This window comes from Pseudomonas sp. No.117, from assembly GCF_054558395.1.
On the sequence record NZ_BAAJNP010000009.1, the window covers coordinates 322,779 to 340,053 of the forward strand.

General features: G+C 68.2%; 17 protein-coding genes. 7 read left to right on the plus strand and 10 right to left on the minus strand.

Annotated elements, in window-relative coordinates; genetic code table 11:
• Window positions 1-191: 191 nt before the first annotated feature.
• Together ACYJP6_RS22480 and ACYJP6_RS22485 are read left to right on the plus strand one after the other, a co-directional pair.
• A complete protein-coding gene (locus tag ACYJP6_RS22480) occupies window positions 192-1,382 on the plus strand; it encodes a sugar transporter (RefSeq protein WP_459477997.1) in 1,191 nt (396 codons plus the stop codon).
• 162 nt (window positions 1,383-1,544) lie between these two features.
• The gene (locus tag ACYJP6_RS22485; RefSeq protein ID WP_459477999.1) at window positions 1,545-2,012 is read left to right on the plus strand and encodes a DUF4442 domain-containing protein; all 468 of its coding nucleotides are present in this window, start codon (window positions 1,545-1,547) and stop codon (window positions 2,010-2,012) included.
• A gap of 366 nt (window positions 2,013-2,378) precedes the next feature.
• Here ACYJP6_RS22485 and ACYJP6_RS22490 read toward each other — a convergent pair whose 3' ends face one another.
• The gene (locus ACYJP6_RS22490) at window positions 2,379-4,772 is read right to left on the minus strand and encodes a DEAD/DEAH box helicase (RefSeq protein WP_459478000.1); all 2,394 of its coding nucleotides are present in this window, start codon (window positions 4,770-4,772) and stop codon (window positions 2,379-2,381) included.
• A gap of 183 nt (window positions 4,773-4,955) precedes the next feature.
• Here ACYJP6_RS22490 and ACYJP6_RS22495 point away from each other — a divergent pair, with 183 nt between their 5' ends.
• From ACYJP6_RS22495 to ACYJP6_RS22505, 3 genes are all read left to right on the plus strand, one after another.
• Complete coding sequence (locus tag ACYJP6_RS22495) at window positions 4,956-6,317, plus strand: cation:proton antiporter (RefSeq protein ID WP_459478002.1); 1,362 nt, start codon at window positions 4,956-4,958, stop codon at window positions 6,315-6,317.
• A gap of 208 nt (window positions 6,318-6,525) precedes the next feature.
• Window positions 6,526-7,152 (plus strand): PAQR family membrane homeostasis protein TrhA, encoded by a 627-nt coding sequence (trhA, locus tag ACYJP6_RS22500; protein ID WP_459478004.1) that lies wholly within the window; start codon window positions 6,526-6,528, stop codon window positions 7,150-7,152.
• Between the two features lie 143 nt (window positions 7,153-7,295).
• Window positions 7,296-7,694 carry a septal ring lytic transglycosylase RlpA family protein gene (locus ACYJP6_RS22505; protein WP_145008814.1) on the plus strand — a complete coding sequence of 133 codons (399 nt, stop codon included), beginning with the start codon at window positions 7,296-7,298 and terminating at the stop codon, window positions 7,692-7,694.
• 4 nt (window positions 7,695-7,698) lie between these two features.
• Here the strand turns inward: ACYJP6_RS22505 and ACYJP6_RS22510 are convergent, their stop codons facing one another.
• A complete protein-coding gene (locus ACYJP6_RS22510) occupies window positions 7,699-8,715 on the minus strand; it encodes a GGDEF domain-containing protein (protein ID WP_459478007.1) in 1,017 nt (338 codons plus the stop codon).
• Between the two features lie 246 nt (window positions 8,716-8,961).
• Between ACYJP6_RS22510 and ACYJP6_RS22515 the strand changes: the two genes are divergently transcribed.
• Both ACYJP6_RS22515 and ACYJP6_RS22520 read left to right on the plus strand, forming a co-directional pair.
• Window positions 8,962-9,594, plus strand: coding sequence for a DJ-1/PfpI family protein (locus ACYJP6_RS22515; RefSeq protein WP_459478009.1), 633 nt, complete (start codon window positions 8,962-8,964; stop codon window positions 9,592-9,594).
• Window positions 9,588-10,211, plus strand: a complete 624-nt coding sequence (locus tag ACYJP6_RS22520; RefSeq protein ID WP_459478011.1) for a glutathione S-transferase family protein — start codon at window positions 9,588-9,590, stop codon at window positions 10,209-10,211. Before ACYJP6_RS22515 ends, ACYJP6_RS22520 begins: the two co-directional genes overlap by 7 nt.
• A gap of 25 nt (window positions 10,212-10,236) precedes the next feature.
• Here the strand turns inward: ACYJP6_RS22520 and ACYJP6_RS22525 are convergent, their stop codons facing one another.
• From ACYJP6_RS22525 to ACYJP6_RS22560, 8 genes are all read right to left on the minus strand, one after another.
• On the minus strand, window positions 10,237-10,584 hold the full coding sequence (locus ACYJP6_RS22525) for a cupin domain-containing protein (protein WP_007160512.1): 348 nt from the start codon (window positions 10,582-10,584) through the stop codon (window positions 10,237-10,239).
• Window positions 10,585-10,686: 102 nt separating this feature from the next.
• The gene (locus ACYJP6_RS22530; RefSeq protein ID WP_459478014.1) at window positions 10,687-11,715 is read right to left on the minus strand and encodes an ABC transporter substrate-binding protein; all 1,029 of its coding nucleotides are present in this window, start codon (window positions 11,713-11,715) and stop codon (window positions 10,687-10,689) included.
• On the minus strand, window positions 11,706-12,842 hold the full coding sequence (locus ACYJP6_RS22535; protein ID WP_459478016.1) for an NAD(P)/FAD-dependent oxidoreductase: 1,137 nt from the start codon (window positions 12,840-12,842) through the stop codon (window positions 11,706-11,708). The genes ACYJP6_RS22530 and ACYJP6_RS22535 overlap by 10 nt, the downstream gene beginning before the upstream one ends.
• A complete protein-coding gene (locus tag ACYJP6_RS22540) occupies window positions 12,839-14,200 on the minus strand; it encodes an FAD/NAD(P)-dependent oxidoreductase (RefSeq protein ID WP_459478018.1) in 1,362 nt (453 codons plus the stop codon). Before ACYJP6_RS22540 ends, ACYJP6_RS22535 begins: the two co-directional genes overlap by 4 nt.
• Window positions 14,197-14,487 (minus strand): (2Fe-2S)-binding protein, encoded by a 291-nt coding sequence (locus tag ACYJP6_RS22545; RefSeq protein ID WP_459478020.1) that lies wholly within the window; start codon window positions 14,485-14,487, stop codon window positions 14,197-14,199. The genes ACYJP6_RS22540 and ACYJP6_RS22545 overlap by 4 nt, the downstream gene beginning before the upstream one ends.
• Before the next feature lie 17 nt (window positions 14,488-14,504).
• Entirely contained in the window at window positions 14,505-15,299 is a 795-nt protein-coding gene (locus ACYJP6_RS22550; protein ID WP_027598975.1) for an ABC transporter permease, read from the minus strand.
• Window positions 15,300-15,302: 3 nt separating this feature from the next.
• Window positions 15,303-16,169 (minus strand): ABC transporter permease, encoded by an 867-nt coding sequence (locus ACYJP6_RS22555; RefSeq protein WP_459478022.1) that lies wholly within the window; start codon window positions 16,167-16,169, stop codon window positions 15,303-15,305.
• Window positions 16,166-17,185, minus strand: a complete 1,020-nt coding sequence (locus tag ACYJP6_RS22560; protein ID WP_459478024.1) for an ABC transporter ATP-binding protein — start codon at window positions 17,183-17,185, stop codon at window positions 16,166-16,168. The genes ACYJP6_RS22555 and ACYJP6_RS22560 overlap by 4 nt, the downstream gene beginning before the upstream one ends.
• Window positions 17,186-17,275 lie beyond the last annotated feature (90 nt).

Genomic DNA, 17,275 nt, shown 5'->3' on the forward strand with positions numbered 1-17,275 from the left:
AGGTTGTGAGGGTCCGAATCGGCAGCGTAGAATTTTTACTACATCCAATACCAAGCCTACCTACAGCAACCTTCTCGCTCGCGATCTTGCCATCGCAGGCGGGCCAAGCCGTTGCTCGTGGGTTTTCGTCGTCGACTCCGCGCCGCGGAGCCGCTGCCCGTCCATCCCGCTCTGGAGTAGAAGATCGCCCTATGGATGCTACCGCCGAAGCCCGGAAACCCAGTTGGTCCGGCGTCATCGCCCTGGCCCTGGCCGCCTTCATCTTCAACACCACGGAGTTCGTCCCGGTGGCGCTGCTCAGCGACATCGGCCGCAGCTTCGACCTGCGCCCGTCGCAGGTCGGGCTGATGCTGACCATCTATGCCTGGGTGGTCGCCCTGATGTCGCTGCCGATGATGCTCGCCACTCGTTCCATCGAGCGGCGTCGCCTGCTGGTGTTCGTCTTCGTGGTGTTCATCGCCTGCCATGGGCTGTCCGGGGTGGCCTGGAGCTTCGAGGTGCTGGTGGCCAGTCGCGTCGGCATCGCCTTCGCCCATGCGGTGTTCTGGTCGATCACCGCCTCGCTTGCCGTGCGCATCGCGCCGCCCGGCAAGCAGCCCCAGGCGCTCGGCCTGCTGGCCACCGGTACCTGCCTGGCCATGGTGCTGGGCATCCCGCTGGGCCGGGTGCTCGGGGAGTTGCTCGGCTGGCGCTACACCTTCCTCGCCATCGCTGCCGTCGCGGTGGGCACGGTGCTCTGGCTGGCGCGCAACCTGCCGCTGCTGCCGAGCGAGAACTCCGGGTCGCTGGCCAGCCTGCCGGTGCTGTTCAAGCGCCCGGCGCTGCTGTGCATCTACCTGCTCACGGTGCTGGTGGTGACCGCCCACTTCACCGGCTACAGCTATATCGAGCCCTTCGCCGTGGAGGTGGCGGGCATGGCCGGCATGCAGATCACCGCCTTGCTGCTGCTGTTCGGTGGCTCCGGGGTGATCGGCTCGCTGCTGTTCAGCCGCTACAGCCTGAGATTCCCCAACGGCTTCCTGATCACCGCCATCGGCGGCATCGCCCTGTCGCTGCTCCTGCTGTTGCCCTTCGCCTGGAAGGGCTACCTGCTGGAAGGGCTGAGCGTGGTCTGGGGCATCGCCATCATGAGCTTCGGCCTGGCCCTGCAATCCAAGGTGCTGGCGCTGGCCAAGGACGCCACCGACGTGGCCATGGCGCTGTTCTCGGGTATCTACAACGTCGGCATCGGCGGTGGCGCCCTGCTGGGCAGCGTGGTGGGCACCCATGTCGGCATGCCCTACATCGGCCTGGTGGGCGGTGGTCTGGCGGTGGCCGGCCTGCTGTTCGCGGTGTTCATGACCCGGCGCTACGCCGAGCAGCTCAACGCCAATCCGCTGTGATCCCCTGGGGCGTCGCGGCCTTGTCGCGGCGCCCCGGGTAGCGCGACCCAGGGGTCGCGAACTGTCTGCCCGGCCGCTCCCCGCGGCCATGGAGCGGCCCGGGGCGACGCGCTAAGCTGCGGGTCACCTGGCGCTCCGGCCAGGCCGCCGGATGCGCCCGCCATGAATCGACTGCTGTTCAATCTCTTCGTCTGGGCCAAGGTGCCCATCGCCAAGATCGCCGGGCTGCGCCTGCGCCAGTTGGACGCCAGCGGCTGCCAGATGCAGGTCACCCATGGCTGGCTGAACCAGAATCCCTTCAAGAGCATGTTCTGGGCGGTGGAGGGCATGGCGGCGGAATTTTCCACCGGCATCCTCGCCGACCTGCATATCCGTCGCTCCGGCAGTCGCTTCGCCATGCTGGTGGTGGCCCTGAACGCGACCTTCACCAAGAAGGCGGTGGGTACCATCGTCTTTCGTTGCGACCAGGGCGAGGCCATCGCCGCCGCCCTGCGCCTGGCCCGGGAGACGGGCGCGCCCCAGGTGGTGCAGTTACGCAGCGTGGGTACCGACGAAAGTGGCGAGCAGGTGGCGGAATTCTGCTTCACCTGGAGCTTCAAGGCGCGGGCGCCGCTAGGGACGTCCCAGTAGGAGCAACGGTCTTTATCGCGGCCATGGCCGCGATAAACCGTAGCTTGGTTGCGACGGCTCCAGCGTCGAAGCCCAACATTGCCGGCGCCCAACGCGATGTTGGGCTTCGCTGCGCTCAACCCAACCTACCACGGCCCGTAGGCGCGACTGTCTTTATCGCGCTGATCGTGGCCATGACGGTCCGCCGATGCGGCCGCTCCTACGGTTACCGCGGTGCCTGTGGCGGGCGAACCGCCATGGTCACGATAGGTTGGGTGAAAACAGGCGCGGCGTGGTCCAGGGGCAGGGCGCTGCGCAGGGTTGATAAGGCTGCGCCGTTATCCACGCTACCTGGCTACCGGCTTCAGGCGGCGAATCCCGTGCCGCCTAGCGCCCGAAACGGCCACCGCGCCGCTCGCCCCGCCCCTGGCGGCGGCCGCCCTTGCCGTGGCCCTTTTCCTGGCCACGCGGCCGGCGGCGGCGTGACAACTCGCGGGTGATGGCTTCGTTGAGCAGGTCGCGGTGGTCCTCGCCGCGTTCCAGGGCGGGAAACAGCTCGGGCAGGCTACGCGCCAGGTGCAGGTAGGTCTCCACCACATGCAGGGCGCTTTCCAGGCCGGCGAGATCGGTGCCCAGGGGGATGCGCGGCAGGTCCACCGGCTCGCCGCGGGCGACGCTTCTCAGCCAGCGCTGGGCCTGGCCGCTGGCCGGGCCCTCCAGGCCGCCGCGGATCGGCGTGCAGGCGAAGATCCAGCGCAGGTGGAAGTCGATGCCGGGCAGGTCGATCAGCTTGATCCACTCGGCGAGCTCGTCGGGCAGCACCGAGACGAAGGCGTCGCCGTAGTTGATGTTGCGGTTGAAGGTCAGCCAGGTGCGCAGCAGGCTGGGCTCCTGCATGAATTCGGAAAGGGCGCGCAGGTGTTCCAGGCTCGGCCGTACCTGGAACTGGTGCAGGTCCACTGGGTCGTCCGGGCTGTGGAACAGCCGCTTGATGTTGCGCAGCACATGGGGCTCGAGTGCGGTGATCTCGCCCTCGGCATGGTGACCGAAACGCCCGGCGCGACCGCCGATCTGCTTGACCTCCTGGACCCGCAGCGGACGATTCTGCACCCCGTCGAATTTCTCGTCGGTGTAGAAGCACAGGGTGTGGGCGGGCAGGTTGAGGCCCATGCCCACGGCATCGGTGGCGACCATGATCTCGGTCTCGCCTTCGCGGAAGCGCCGCGCCTGTTCCCGCCGCACCTCCGGCGAGAGGGCGCCGTAGACCACCGAGACGCGGCGTCCGGCCATTTCCAGCAGGCCCTTGAGCTCTAGCACCACCCGGCGGCTGAAGGCCACCAGCAGCGAACCGGGCTCGAGCCGTTCCAGGGTGGTGGCGTGGCGCGCCACCGTGACCGGTGACAGCCGCTTGGTGGGCTTGATCTCCAGGCGATCCTCGCACAGTGCGCAGAGGGTGCGCAGCGAGGGTTCGATCAGCGCCGGGCCGGTCATCAGCAGGCGTCTGGTATGGGCGCTGACCAGGGCGTCGACCCAGGCCCAGCCGCGTTGCGGATCGGCCAGCATCTGCACCTCGTCGACCACCACCACCTCCCACTGCTGGCGGCGGAAACGGGCGAACTCCTCCACGGTGCAGCAGAAATGGGTGGCACCCGGGCGGATGATCTCTTCCTCGCCGGTGACCAGCGAGCAGGGCACGCCGAGGGACTCCAGGCGCTCCTGGTTTTCCAGCGCCATCAGCCGCAGCGGCGAGAGGTAGATGGCATGGGTCACCGCCGCCATGGCCTCGATGGACCTGTGGGTCTTGCCGCTGTTGGTGGGGCCGAGCAGGGCGGTCCAGGTGCGGGTCAGGCGCCGCGCCGGATAGTTCTGGTGGTACTGGGCGAAGCGCGGGTTGTTCTCCAGCAGCACGGCGAAGGCCATCTTCTCGCGTTGCTGTTCCACCGCGTGGCGCAGCGCCCGGCGCAGCTTATCGGTCTCCAGGCGCATCAGCTCCTGCAGCCGCGGCAGGCCGAGCTGGTGCAGATCGAAATCCAGGGCATCGGCCTCGCTCACCAGCACCGCGAAGCGCTGGCGCAAGTCGCCGGCCACCTCGGCCTTGAGCGCGGCGACATCGGCATCAATGAGCAGCCGGCCCTGGTTGGCCGCCAGCCGGCGGGGGATTTCCAGGCGGATGTCGTCATGGCTGAGCACCACGTTGAATCTCAGCTCGTGGCGCGTCTCGTTGAGCACCTCCACCGCCCGGGGCAGGAAGTCGTCCAGGCGGATCAGCGCCTGGGGCACCCGTTGCAGCACCCGCTGGCGATCTTCCGCCGCCATCTCGCCGAAGGGCCCGGCCAGCACCCCGAGGCGCTCCCGCACGGCCGCGCCCAGTCGTTGCCGCACCGCGAGTTCGAAGGCGCCGGCCGAGTCGCTGTCCGCCAGGTTGAGTGCCCAGTGGGGTTCGAGCAATTCGCTCGCCGCGCCTGCGGTGAAGAGCTGTTCGCTGCCGAAGACGTCCACCGGGTAGCCGAAGGTCTTGCTGGCATTCAGCAGCGCCTGGCCCAGCAGTGTCTCGGCCTCGGGGGCACTGCCGGCGCTCACGGCCGTCGCCTCGTCGAGGCCCAGCCAGAAGGCCTTGGCGATCCGGCCGAGGTGCGGCAGGGGATAGCCGCCATAGGGCTTGAACCAGAGTTCCTGGTGCTGTTGCTTGGCGACGAAGTCCGGATGGGTGCGGCCGGCCCAGTCGAGGAAACGCCCGAGGCGTTCGAGACGGCGTTGCTTGCGTAGGCGGTGATCGCTCATGCGAGAAGAGAGCTTCCTGTGGCGGGACGATGAGACATGGACCCCATTCGGGCGTCCGGGATCACCCCGGGCCGCGCCATTCGGCAGATAGGGGGCACCGCGGCGGGGCCCTGGCAGTCTCCATGAAGACGGTGGCGCTCGCCACCTCCTGACGTTCCTCTCGCTTCGGATCACGCTACCCACATGACTTTTCTCGTCTGGGTCGGGGTATTGGGATCACTGTTGATGATCCTCGCCCTGACCTCCGCCTATCTGCGTTGGCTGCCGGTGACCACCTCGGCCGTCTGTCTGTTGTTCGGCATGCTCATCAGCCCCATCGGCCTGGGCCTGGCCGAGGTCGACTTCCAGCAATCGGCCACCTGGATCGGCCACCTCACCGAGGTGGCGGTGCTCTTCTCGCTGTTCGTCAGCGGCCTCAAGCTGCGGCTGTCCTTCCACCGCTCCGCCTGGCACGGCGCCTACCTGCTGGCCGGCCCGGTGATGATCCTGAGCATCGCCGGGGTCTGCCTGGTGGCCCACTACCTGCTCGGCCTGCCCTGGGGCGTGGCCCTACTGATCGGTGCCATCCTCGCGCCCACCGACCCGGTGCTGGCCGGATTGGTGCAGGTCAACCACGCCCAGGATTTCGACCGGGTGCGCTTCGGCCTCTCCGGTGAGGCGGGGCTCAACGATGGCACCGCCTTTCCCTTCGTCCTGCTCGGCCTGCTGCTCCTGCAGCATGGCGAATGGCAGTGGGGCTGGACGCTCGACTGGTTCCTCAAGAGCGTGGTCTGGGGCGTGCCGGCGGGCTTGCTGCTGGGCTACGCCATGGGCAAGGGGGTGGGGCGGCTGATGATCTACCTGCGCATCCGCCATGGCGACAGTACGATCTCGCCCAACGATTTCCTCGCCCTGGCGCTGATCGCCCTGTCCTATGTGCTGGCCGACGAGATCGGCGCCTTCGGCTTTCTCGCGGTGTTCGCCGCCGGCCTGGGGCTGCGCCAGGCCGAGGTGCAGACCTCGGGCCATGCGGAAACCCCCTCCGAGCAGCTGGCGCAGCCGGTGATCGGCCATCTCACCGGTGCGCCCGAGCACGCCACGGTGGCCCGGGCGGAGGATCTCGAAGAGCCCAGGATGGCGGCCGGGGTGATGATGGGCGACATGCTCGCCTTCGGCAGCCTGGTGGAGCGCTCCTTCGAGGTGCTGCTGGTGACCCTGCTCGGCGTGGTGCTGATCACCCACTGGGACAGTCGCGCGCTGCTGCTGGGCGCCTTGCTGTTCGCCGTGATCCGGCCTTTGGGCGTGGCGACCATGCTGCCCTTCACCCGCATCGATCGCTTCCAGGGCGCGCTGATCGGCTGGTTCGGCATCCGTGGCATCGGCAGCCTGTATTATCTGTGCTACGCGCTCACCCACCACGTCACGGCGGACTGGGCCGGGACCATCGTCGACCTGACGCTGTCGGTGGTGGCCCTGAGCATCGCGGTGCATGGGGTGTCCATCCAGCCGCTGCTCGACCGCTACGAGCGCCTGACGGCCCGGCGCGCGGCCTCGACCAAGTCCTGAGGCGGCGGCGCGGCGCAGCGGTCCGCAGCGAGCGGGCCCAGCGCAATGGTCATCTGCCGCTCCTAGACTGGCAGGAGCGCCCACTGCGTACGGTCAGGTCGCTGGCCCTGGTGGCTGGCGTCCCGGCCGCGCTGCCCCGGTCAGCGGCCGAAGACGCCGCCTCCGGCCGGCGCGCAATGATCCTTCCCTCAGCACCCAAGGAGGATGCATGTATCACGGCGAACGGCTGAATGCCTGGACCCATCTGGTCGGTGCCCTGCTGGCGCTGGCCGGGGCCATCACCCTGGTGGTGCTGGCCAGCCTGGGGGGTGACCCCTGGCGCATCGTCAGCGTGGCCATCTACGGGGTGGCCCTGGTGATCCTCTACAGCGTGTCCACCCTCTATCACAGCGTGAAGGGGCGGGCGAAGCGCCCTCTGCAGAAGCTCGATCACCTGTCCATCTACCTGCTGATCGCCGGCAGCTATACCCCTTTCTGCCTGGTGACCCTGCGCGGTCCCTGGGGCTGGACGCTGTTCGGCATCGTCTGGGGCCTGGCTCTGGTGGGCATGCTGCAGGAGCTCAAGCCCCGTTCGGAGGCGCGCGTCCTGTCACTGGTGATCTACGCCACCATGGGCTGGATCGTGCTGGTGGCAGTAGGACCGCTGCTGGAGCGCCTGGGCAGCGAAGGCTTCGCCTGGCTGGCGGCTGGCGGGGTGCTCTATACCGTCGGCATCCTGTTCTTCGTCTTCGACGATCGCTTCCGCCACTGGCACGGCATCTGGCACGGCTTCGTCATGGCGGGCAGTGCGCTGCACTTCGTCGCCATCCTCAGGTACGTGCTGCCCGGGCACTAGGGCAGGCTTGCGCGGCCCGTCACAGATAGGGCGGCCTATTGCCATCTACGGCGAACCTCCTGGCCGAGGGGCGGTTCAGAGCTAGCTGAATCGCCCCTCGTGCACCGCTTTCCACAGAATGAAGAAAAACAGGAAGGTGAAACGTGTTCATCCGTCCCAGAGTTCTCTTACTGCTGCTGGCGCTCGCCTGCACCGCCTGCCAGGACAAGGACGCCAAGGTCGTCGCGGCGCCGGCCAAGAAGGAAGCCAGCTTCGAACAGCGCGGCAAGGCCTCCTTCTACTCGCGCAAGTTTCATGGCAAGGAAACCGCCAGTGGCGAGACCTTCAACAACAACGAACTGGTCGCCGCGCACAAGACCCTTCCGCTCGGCACCCGGGTCAAGGTGACCAACCTGGAGAACGACCGCGCCGTCATCGTGCGCATCAACGACCGCGGGCCCTATATCCGCGGGCGGATCATCGACCTGTCCCGTGCCGCGGCGCGGCGGGTGGACATGGTCGACGACGGCACCACCGCGGTGAAGGTGGAAAAGCTGGAATAGCGGCTCACTCGGCCCAGACCACCTGGTCCTTGCCCTGGCGCTTGGCGCGATAGAGCGCCTCGTCCGCCCGGCGCAGCAGGTCGCTCAGGGATTCCTCGCGCTGCAGCCGTACCGCGCCGGCGCTGAAGGTGATGGGGTGGCCCTCGCGTTGCGCCAGCGCGGTCCGCAGCCGCGCCAGCAGCTCGCCCAGGCGGGTGGCGTCGAGGCCATCGGCGAGGATGCCGAATTCCTCGCCACCGAGGCGACCGATCGCGAGCGCCGGGTGCAGGCTGCGCATCTCCTTGGCCAGGACGATCAGGGCCTCGTCGCCCCCCTGGTGGCCAAGACGGTCATTGATGCCCTTGAAGTCGTCGACATCCAGCATGACGAAGTGCGCGGGCTGCTCACCGCGGGCATTGACCAGGCTGTCCAGCTGTTCCAGGAGCTTGCGTCGATTGGCGATGCCGGTCAGGGCGTCGGTCTCCGCCAGGATCCGATAGCGCTCCTTGAGGATGAAGGTGCGGCGCATCCAGTTGCTGTTGACGTGGTTGTAGGCGATGCCGATGGCCAGGGTGGCGCTGATCAGCAGCCACACCAACTGCCGGGGCATGGGCACGGGCGCGAGGTGGTCCTGACCGATGAAGAGGATGAACCAGGTGCCGGCGAGGACGATGAGGTAGTCCCTGAGCCGGTAGGTCAGGCCGCAGGTACCCAGGGTCGCCAGGATGGCGATCGGTAGGTTCCAGTAGTGGCCGAGCGCCCCGCCGTCATTGATCTCCAGGCGAAAGGCCAGGGCGAGCGCCCAGATATTGCATGCGAAAGCGAAGGTCATCAGGCGCGCGCTGCGCGCCATGCCGAGCAGCGCGGTTACGCCCAGCAGCAACGCCATAATGGCGAAATAGCGCGGCTTGTAGGGACTGCCGATAAGGGGGTTGATAAACAGGCTCAGGGGCCAGGTCACCAGGATCAGTGGCTGCAGTACCAGCAGGGGAACTCGGAAGATCTGTCTGACATGACGCTCGTAACGAATTTCATCGTTCATCGTGATTCTGAACTGCTCGCGGTCCGTCGGTGAAGGCGTCAGGGGAGCTCATCGACGACTTATGGACGTGGCTCACCGATGCGCTGATAGCAACAGGCCATTATCGCGATAAAAGAGTCGCGTGCTAGAGCGGTTCGTTGGCGTTGGTCGGACTGTATGGCTGGCTTGTCGGCGCGCTGTATCTGGTCCGGATTCGGCCATGCGGTCGAGAATGCCGAGGTCTCCTTGCCGCCAAAGGGCCACGCCATGCACCTCGCCATCCTCACCTTCGACGGTTTCAACGAGCTGGACTCCCTGATCGCCCTGGGCCTGCTCAATCGCATCAAGCGCCCGGACTGGCGGGTTTCGCTCATGGCGCCCACGCCTTGGGTGACCTCCATGAATGGCGTACGCCTGGAGCGCCAGGCCGGCTTCGACGAACTGGCGGATTGCACCGCCGTGCTGGTGGGCAGTGGCAGCCGCACCCGTGAACTGGCCCGGGACAGGGCGCTGCTGGCACAGCTGGCGGTACTGGATCCCGCGCGCCAGTTGATCGGTGCCCAGTGTTCCGGCACCCTGCTGCTGGCGCGGCTCGGCCTGCTCGACGGGGTACCCGGCTGCACCGACCTCACCACCAAGCCCTGGGTACAGGAGGCCGGCATCGAGGTGTTGAATCAGCCCTTCTTCGCCCGCGGCAACCTGGCCACCGCCGGCGGCTGCCTAGCATCCAGCTACCTGGCGGCCTGGGCCATCGCCCGGCTGCTCGGGTGCGAGGCGGCGGCCGAGGTCCTGCACTATGTGGCGCCGGTGGGGGAGAAGGAGGACTATGTCCAGCGCGCGCTCGGCAATATCGAGCCCTATCTCAGCCACCCATCCCTGGAGGTCGCCTCAGCATGCTGAAAGTTCTTGGCCGCGTCTCTTCGATCAATGTCCGCAAGGTGCTCTGGTGCCTCGACGAACTGGGCCTGGGCTACGAGCGCGAGGACTGGGGCGCCGGCTTCCGCTCGGCCCAGTCTGCTGAATACCTGCGGTGGAACCCCAACGGCCAGATTCCGGTACTGCTGGATGGCGACTTCGTGCTCTGGGAGTCCAACAGCATCCTGCGCTACCTGGCCAACGCCCAGGGCGGCGAGGCGCTGTATCCCGCCGCACCGCGGGAGCGGGCGCGGGTCGACCAGTGGCTGGACTGGCAGGCCAGCGAACTCAATCCGGCCTGGAGCTACGCCTACCTGGCGCTGGTCAAGCAGCAGCCGCCAGAACCCGATCCGCAGCGCCTGGCGGAGGGCATCGCCGCCTGGAACGGCCGGGTCGCGGTGCTCGACGCCCATCTGGCGCAGCACGGTCCCTATGTGGCGGGCGCCACCTTCAGCCTGGCCGACATCGCCCTCGGCCTGTCGCTGCACCGCTGGCGCTCCACCCCGATGGAGCGGATCGCGGCGCCGGCGGTGGACGCCTATCTCGAACGCCTGGCCCGACGCCCGGCCTGGGCACGCTACGGGAGCGCGGTCACGCCTTGAGCCCCCTGGCGGCGTCGCGGGCGAGTCAGGCGAAGACGAAGTACTTGCGCACCGTCTCGACCACTTCCCAGGTGCCCTTCATGCCGGGCTCGACGACGAAGATGTCGCCGGCTTTCAGGTGGATGGGCTCCTGGCCATCGGGGGTGATGATGCAGTAGCCCTCCTGGAAGTGGCAGTACTCCCACTTCACGTAGTCGACGCGCCACTTGCCGGGGGTGCAGATCCAGGTGCCCATGATCTTGCTGCCGTCATCGGAGGTGTAGGCATTGAGGTTGACGGTATGGGGCTCGCCTTCGATGCGCTCCCATTTGCAGGCATCGACCACGGGCAGGGGTTGGGTGTCGCGCAGAACGGTGATGGGCGGGTTGGCCATGGCGGCTCTCCTGGTGATGGAAGCCGCCAAGGGTGAAGGGTCGCCCCGAAGCTGGGTTGTCCAGGGTCGACACCTAGCGGCGCATTTGCGCTGTCCGAGCGACTAGCGCTCCACCTGCCGATTCCAGCGGGCGTTCCACTGCGGCCGCACCTTGTTCACTTCGTCCCAGTCGATGGTCACGGCGGTCTTCAGGTAGTTCTGCATGGCTTCCACCTGGCCGCGGGTCTTGTCGGTGGTGGGGGTGTTGGGGTTGGACGGGATCTGGTCGCCCAGTTCCAGCGCCGGGGCCTGGGCCTCGGGGGTCAGCAGGTATTCCGCCAGTTGCTGGGCCAACTCGGGCTGGTCGTTGTTAGCGGTCACGCACTCCGCGACGTTGAGCACCACGGCGCCTTCCTTGGGCTGGGCGTATTCCACCGGGATGCCCTTGAGCTTGAGCGCGGTGACCTGGGTGGGCGTCAGCGGGAACAGCGCCGCCTCGTCGGTCTGCACCATTTCCGAGAGCTTGGCCGAGCTGGGGATGTACTCCAGCACATTGGGACCGACGGTGGTGGGCCAGGCCTTGAAGCCCGGATCGACGTCCTGCTCGGTGCCACCCTTGAGGCGGTTGAACATCAGGAAACCGTGCAGGCCGAAGGTGGACGAGGACAGCGACTGGAACACCACCTTGCCCCTGTACTTGGGATCGGCGAGGTCCGCCCAGGAGGTCGGCGCCGCCCAGCCCTTGTCCTTGAACAGCCGGCTGTTGTAGGCGAGACCGGTCACGCCCAGGCTGACGGCAGCTGCCTGATCCTTGATCTTGGCCTTGTCGGGAATTTGCGCCAGGGCCGCGCTGGGCTTGAGCGGGCTGCACAGATTCATGCCGATGGCGCGGTACATGATGCCGTCGTCGAGAAACATCACGTGGATCGGCGGCTTCTGCGGACTGGCCTGGACCTTGGCGAGGATGTCCGCCGAGGTGCCGGGCACGATCACCACCTTGACGTTGTGCGCCTTCTCGAAGGCGGGCAGCACGCTGTCGGCATAGAGGCGCTCCATGGTGCCGCCATTCATGCCGAGGTAGAGCGTCGGTTCGGCCACGGCGGCCAGGGGCAGGCCGGCGAGGGCCACGAGCAGGGCAGGGGTCAGGCGCATGGTTGGGAACTCCTGGGCTGGGAAGGGAAACGGGCGATGGAAAAGGCCTGCAGACTGTGCCGGGGGGCGCCCTGCAGGATGCACTCGGCCAGGGCTTCGCCAGCCGCCGGCCCGATCTGGAAGCCTGCGCCGGCGAAGCCGAAGCCGTGCAGCAGGCCGGGGGTGGTGAGGCTGGGGCCGAGCACCGGCTGGTGATCCGGCAGATAGCCCTCGACGCCGCTCCAGGTGCGGATGGCCTGGGCGCCGCTGAGGGCCGGATAGAGTTCGGCGGCGTTTCTCAGGATGTCGAGGATGGCCAACTGACCGGGGCGGGCGCGGTCGGCGTCGAGGGCGAAACCACGCCCGCCGCCCAGCACGCAATTGCCCCGCGCCACCTGGCGGGCATAGATGCCGCCGCCTTCCACGCCGGTACTGGCGGTCATGAACGGCGGCAGCGGTTCGGTCACCAGCATGGCCGGATGGGCCGCGGTGAGAGGGACCGGCTCGCCGAAGCGGGCGGCCAGCTTTGCCGCCCAGGCACCGGCGCAATTCAGCAGCCAGGGCGCGCTCAGGGTCAGGCCGCTGTCGGTGCGGAGCTGGAAGCGCTGGCCGTCGTGCTCGACCGCGGTCACGGCGGTGCGCTCGAATACCTTGGCACCGGCGCGGGCAGCTGCCTGGGCGAAGGCCGGGGAGACCAGGCGCGGATTGGCGTGGCCGTCCTCCGGGCAGAAGGAGGCACCCACGGCGATGTCGCCGACCCAGGGAAAGCGCCGGCGCAATTCGCCCCGGTCGAGCAGTTGCAGATCGAGGTCGAAGCCCTGACTGGCCTGGGCATAGGCCTGCAGGGAGGCGAAGTCGGTGTCGCTACGGGCCAGCTTCAAGTGGCCGGATCTGAGGTATTCGCCATCGGTACCCAGCAGGTCCCGCAGACCGCCCCAAATCTGATGGGCGCGACTGGACAGCGGCAACTGCACCAGCGGGCGGCCCTGGCGGCGTACCCCGCCGTAGTTGACGCCACTGGCCTGGGCGCCGCAGAAGTTGCGTTCCAGCAGGGCGACGCGCTGGCCGCCCTGGGCCAGGAACAGCGCCGCGCTGCTGCCGACGATGCCGCCACCGATGATCAGGACATCCACGTCCAGCCGGCTCATGGCGCCAGCTCCACGCCAAAGGGCAACGGCTTGATCGGCGCCTGGGCGCGCAACCGGCCGATCTGGTCCAGCGGGCGACCACTGGCGCAGGCGATCAGCTCGGCCGCGGCGGCACCACAGATGCGCCCCTGACAGCGGCCCATGCCGACCCGGCAGGTGGCCTTGACCCTGTTGATCTCCCAGTGACCCAGGGCCACGGCGGCGCGGATCTCGCCGGCGCTGACCTGTTCGCAGCGACAGACCGTGACTTCGTCCGGCGCCTTGGCCGCCCAGTCCGCGGGGAAGGGAAAGGCCCGCTCCAGGCCCTGACGAAACACCTCGAAGCGCGCCAGGCGTGCTTGCAGGGTCTGGATGCGCGTCCTGTCCACCGGCACGCCGCGATCGTCCAGCAGACTCAGGGCCGCCAGTTCGCCCGCCAGTTCGGCGGCATCGGCGCCCTGGATACCGGCGCCATCGCCGGCCAGGTAGACCCCGGTCTGACTGCTGCGCCCACCCGGATCCCGCACCGGCAACCAGGCGCGATTGAGGTCACTCCAGGCGAAGTCGCAGCCCAGCAGGTCGGCCAGCTGGGTTTCGCTGCGCAGCGTCTGGCCAAAGCCCAGGGCGTCGCACTCCAGTCGGTGGGCCTCACCATCGGCGGCGCGCCAGCGCACGGCGTCCACTCGGCGCTCGCCTTCGACCGCCAGGAGCTCGGCGCCCTGGTGCACGGGCACGCCGTGCAGCGCCAGCCAGCTGCGGTAGTAGAGGCCCTTGGCGAAGGTGGCCGGTTGGCCGAGCAGGGCCGGGGTAGCGGCGGCCTGGTCGCGGAAGGGGGCGCTGTCCAGCACCGCCAGCGGCTTGGCTCCGGCCTTGGCGTATTGATAGGCGACCAGATAGAGCAAGGGGCCGGTACCGGCCAGCACCGGGCGGCTGCCGATGGCGCAGCCCTGGAACTTGAGCGCCACCTGGGCGGCGCCCAGGCTGTAGACGCCGGGCAGCGTCCAGCCCGGCATCGGCAGGATGCGGTCGGTGGCGCCGGTGGCGACGATCACCTGGTCGAAGGCCAGGCGATCGACATAGCGGCCCTGGCTCAGGGTATCCAGGGCGCGCGCCTCGGCATTCCACACCAGGGTGTCGGGTCGGTAGTCCAGCTGTTCCTGCGCGGCTTCCAGCGCGCCATGCAGCGCCTGGGCCTTGCTGGCTTCGAAGCCGTACAGCGCCTTGCTCGGCCGCCGGAAATTGCCCGGTTGCTGGCGATAGATCTGGCCGCCGCCGCGCGCGCTTTCGTCGAGCAGCACCGGCTCGAGGCCATGGGCGACCAGGGTCTGGGCCGCGCGAATGCCCGCCGGTCCGGCGCCCACCACCACGACGGCGCTCACAGCGGCCGCCCCGGATCGCAGCTGACCTGCTGGCCCGCTTCGAGAAAGGTGGCGCAGGCGCGCACCCGGCGGCCGTCGGCCAGGCGTACCCAGCAGTCCTGGCAGGCGCCCATCAGGCAGAAACCGGCGCGGGGTTCGCCGCCGAAGTCGCTGCCGCGCAGGTGATCGCTCTGGGTCAGGATGGCGGTAAGCAGGGTATCGCCCTGCAGGCCCTCGGCCGGCTGGCCGTCGAGGGTGAAGGCCAGGGTCGGGCGGTCGCGTTCGGCCACCCGCTTGAGCAGTGCCATGGAAGGGTCTCGGCTGTTCATTGTTTGCCCACCAGCACGCGATCCAGGCCATAGATGCGGTCGAGCAGGATCATGGTGGCCGCGGTGAGGGCGATCACCAGGGCCGACACCGCCGCCATCATCGGGTCGATGGATTCGGTGGCGTAGACGTACATCCGCACCGGCAGGGTCTGGGTCGCCGGGGAGGTGACGAAGATCGACAGGGTCACCTCGTCGAAACTGTTGATGAAGGCCAGCAGCCAGCCGCCGGCCACTCCGGGCAGGATCATCGGCAGGGTGATGCGGCAGAACAGCGTGGTGCGACTGGCGCCCAGGCTCTCGGCGGCCTGCTCGGCGCTGCGGTCGATGCCGATGGCGGCGGCGATCACCAGGCGCAGCACATAGGGGGTGATCACCACCACGTGGGCCAGCACCAGCCAGCTGAAGCTGCCGTTCACCCCCAGCAGGGCGAACAGCCGCAGCATGGCCACGCCCAGCACCAGGTGCGGGATGATGATCGGCGAGAGGAACAGGCCGTTGAGGAAGCCTTGGCCGGGAAAGCGGTAGCGGGTGATGGCCAGCCCCGCCGGCACCGCGATCAGCGTCGCCAGGGTGGCCGACAGCGCCGCCAGCTGCAGGCTGTTGTAGAAGGCGGTGAGGAAGTCCGCCCGCTCGAAGACGGCGGCGAACCAGCGCAGCGAGAAGCCGGCGGTGGGCAGGCTGAGGGTATTCTCCGGGGTGAAGGCCACCAGGCAGACCACCACCAGCGGCGCCAGCATGAAGACCATCACCAGGGTATGGAAAGCGAGCCCGAGCGGGCCGTTGCGGGTCATGGGTCAGACTCCCAGGGCACGTTTGTAGCGGCGTTCCACCAGGCGATTCCAGCCTAGCATCACCAGCAGGTTGAGCAGCAGCAGGGCCACCGCCAGGGTGGCGCCCATCGGCCAGTTGAGTTCGGCCAGGTACTGGTCATAGATCAGGGTGGCGACCATCTTCAGCCGGCGTCCGCCGAGCAGGCCGGGGATGGCGAAGGAGCTGGCGGCCAGGCCGAAGACGATCAGGGTTCCGGAGAGCACCCCGGGCATCACCTGGGGCAGCACGATGCGGCGCAGCACCGTCAGGTGACTGGCGCCCAGGGACAGCGCGGCCTGTTCGGCGGCAGGGTCGAGTTTCTGCAGCGAGGTCCACACCGGGATGATCATGAAGGGCAGCATCACGTGGACCAGGCCGACGACTACCGCGAAGGGGGTGTAGAGCAGCTTCAGCGGGCGCCCGCCCAGGGCCACGATGGCCTGGTTGACCAGGCCATCGGCGCCCAGCAGCAGACTCCAGCCAAAGGCGCGCACCACTACCGAGATCAGCAGCGGCGTCAGCACCAGGATCAGGAAGATCGAGCGCCAGGGTGCGCCCATGCGACTGAGGACGATGGCCTCCGGCACCCCGATCAGCACGCAGAGCAGGGTGACCAGGGCACTGATCCAGAAGGTGCGCAGGAAGATCTCGTAGAAATAGGGATCGCCCAGCAGGCCGAGGTAGTGCGCCAGGGTGTAGCTGCCTTCCTTGATCCCGGTCTCGTAGTCGAAGGTGTTGAAGGACAGCGCCAGGGTCAGCGCCAGCGGCGCCAGCAGCAGTCCGGCGAACAGCAGCAGGGCCGGAGCGCTGAGCAGATAGGCGCGACCGGTACCGCGCAGCAGTGTGCTCATGCCGCGGCCTCCGCGGCTTCCAGGCGGCGCAGCAGACCGTCGTCCCAGTGCAGGCCGACGCGCTGGCCCTCGTCCAGCGGCGGCAGCCCATCGTTGCTGCGCAGCACCGACACCTCGCCCAGCGCCGTCTCCAGGCGGTACAGCCACTGGCTGCCAAGGAAGAACCGGGTCAGCACCCGCCCTTGCAGGCGCCCCTCACCGGCGGGGCGCAGCTCGATCTTTTCCGGCCGCAGCGATATTGCCAGGGCGCCGCCGGCGGCGATCTGCGGCCGGCCTTGCGCATCCAGGCTGCCGGGCAGCAGGTTGGCCTTGCCGACGAAGTCGGAGATGAATCTGTTGCGCGGATGCTCGTAGAGCCGATAGGGCGCATCCACCTGGGTGATACGCCCGGCCTCCATCACCACCACCCGGTCGCTGATGGACAGCGCCTCGGACTGGTCGTGGGTCACCATCAGGGTGGTGATGCCCACCTCGCGCTGGATGCGGCGGATCTCGAACTGCATCTCTTCGCGCAGATGGGCGTCCAGGTTGGACAGCGGTTCGTCCAGCAGCAGCACCGGCGGGGCTATTACCAGCGCCCGGGCCAGGGCCACCCGCTGGCGCTGGCCACCGGAGAGTTCGCGGGGATAGCGCTCGGCGTGCTGGCGCAGGTGCACCAGGCCCAGGGCTTCCTCGACGCGGCGGGCGAGTTCGGCGCCCGCCACCTTGCGCATGCGCAGGCCGAAGGCGACGTTGTCGCGCACCGTCATGTGCGGGAACAGCGCATAGCTCTGGAAGACCACCCCGAGGCCGCGACTGGCCGGCTTGGCGTGGGTGATGTCCTGGCCGTCGAGCAGGATGCGCCCGCTGCTGACCTCGACGAAGCCGGCGATCATCTGCAGGGTGGTGGTCTTGCCGCAGCCGGAGGGGCCGAGCAGGGAGACGAATTCGCCGCGCTCGATGGCCAGGGTCGAACCGGCCACCGCGTAGCTGTCGCCGTAGCGCTTGCTGAGATTGTCGAGAGTCAGGAAAGCCATGGCCGCAATGCTCCTCCGGTCGCGCCCACGGGGACGGTGGGCAAGGTTTTGGCAGGGCGAAAGACAGCCTGGATCTGGACGTTGGCGCTC

What these genes read in the sequence shown, in the direction of transcription:
- ACYJP6_RS22515 (WP_459478009.1), top strand. Translation starts at nt 8,962, where the DNA reads ATGCACCTCGCCATCCTCACCTTCGACGGTTTCAACGAGCTGGACTCC.
- ACYJP6_RS22560 (WP_459478024.1), bottom strand. Translation starts at nt 17,185, where the DNA reads ATGGCTTTCCTGACTCTCGACAATCTCAGCAAGCGCTACGGCGACAGC.
- ACYJP6_RS22525 (WP_007160512.1), bottom strand. Translation starts at nt 10,584, where the DNA reads ATGGCCAACCCGCCCATCACCGTTCTGCGCGACACCCAACCCCTGCCC.
- ACYJP6_RS22545 (WP_459478020.1), bottom strand. Translation starts at nt 14,487, where the DNA reads ATGGCACTGCTCAAGCGGGTGGCCGAACGCGACCGCCCGACCCTGGCC.
- ACYJP6_RS22555 (WP_459478022.1), bottom strand. Translation starts at nt 16,169, where the DNA reads ATGAGCACACTGCTGCGCGGTACCGGTCGCGCCTATCTGCTCAGCGCT.
- ACYJP6_RS22490 (WP_459478000.1), bottom strand. Translation starts at nt 4,772, where the DNA reads ATGAGCGATCACCGCCTACGCAAGCAACGCCGTCTCGAACGCCTCGGG.
- ACYJP6_RS22520 (WP_459478011.1), top strand. Translation starts at nt 9,588, where the DNA reads ATGCTGAAAGTTCTTGGCCGCGTCTCTTCGATCAATGTCCGCAAGGTG.
- ACYJP6_RS22485 (WP_459477999.1), top strand. Translation starts at nt 1,545, where the DNA reads ATGAATCGACTGCTGTTCAATCTCTTCGTCTGGGCCAAGGTGCCCATC.
- ACYJP6_RS22550 (WP_027598975.1), bottom strand. Translation starts at nt 15,299, where the DNA reads ATGACCCGCAACGGCCCGCTCGGGCTCGCTTTCCATACCCTGGTGATG.
- ACYJP6_RS22495 (WP_459478002.1), top strand. Translation starts at nt 4,956, where the DNA reads ATGACTTTTCTCGTCTGGGTCGGGGTATTGGGATCACTGTTGATGATC.
- ACYJP6_RS22530 (WP_459478014.1), bottom strand. Translation starts at nt 11,715, where the DNA reads ATGCGCCTGACCCCTGCCCTGCTCGTGGCCCTCGCCGGCCTGCCCCTG.
- ACYJP6_RS22480 (WP_459477997.1), top strand. Translation starts at nt 192, where the DNA reads ATGGATGCTACCGCCGAAGCCCGGAAACCCAGTTGGTCCGGCGTCATC.
- ACYJP6_RS22535 (WP_459478016.1), bottom strand. Translation starts at nt 12,842, where the DNA reads ATGAGCCGGCTGGACGTGGATGTCCTGATCATCGGTGGCGGCATCGTC.
- ACYJP6_RS22510 (WP_459478007.1), bottom strand. Translation starts at nt 8,715, where the DNA reads ATGAACGATGAAATTCGTTACGAGCGTCATGTCAGACAGATCTTCCGA.
- trhA (WP_459478004.1), top strand. Translation starts at nt 6,526, where the DNA reads ATGTATCACGGCGAACGGCTGAATGCCTGGACCCATCTGGTCGGTGCC.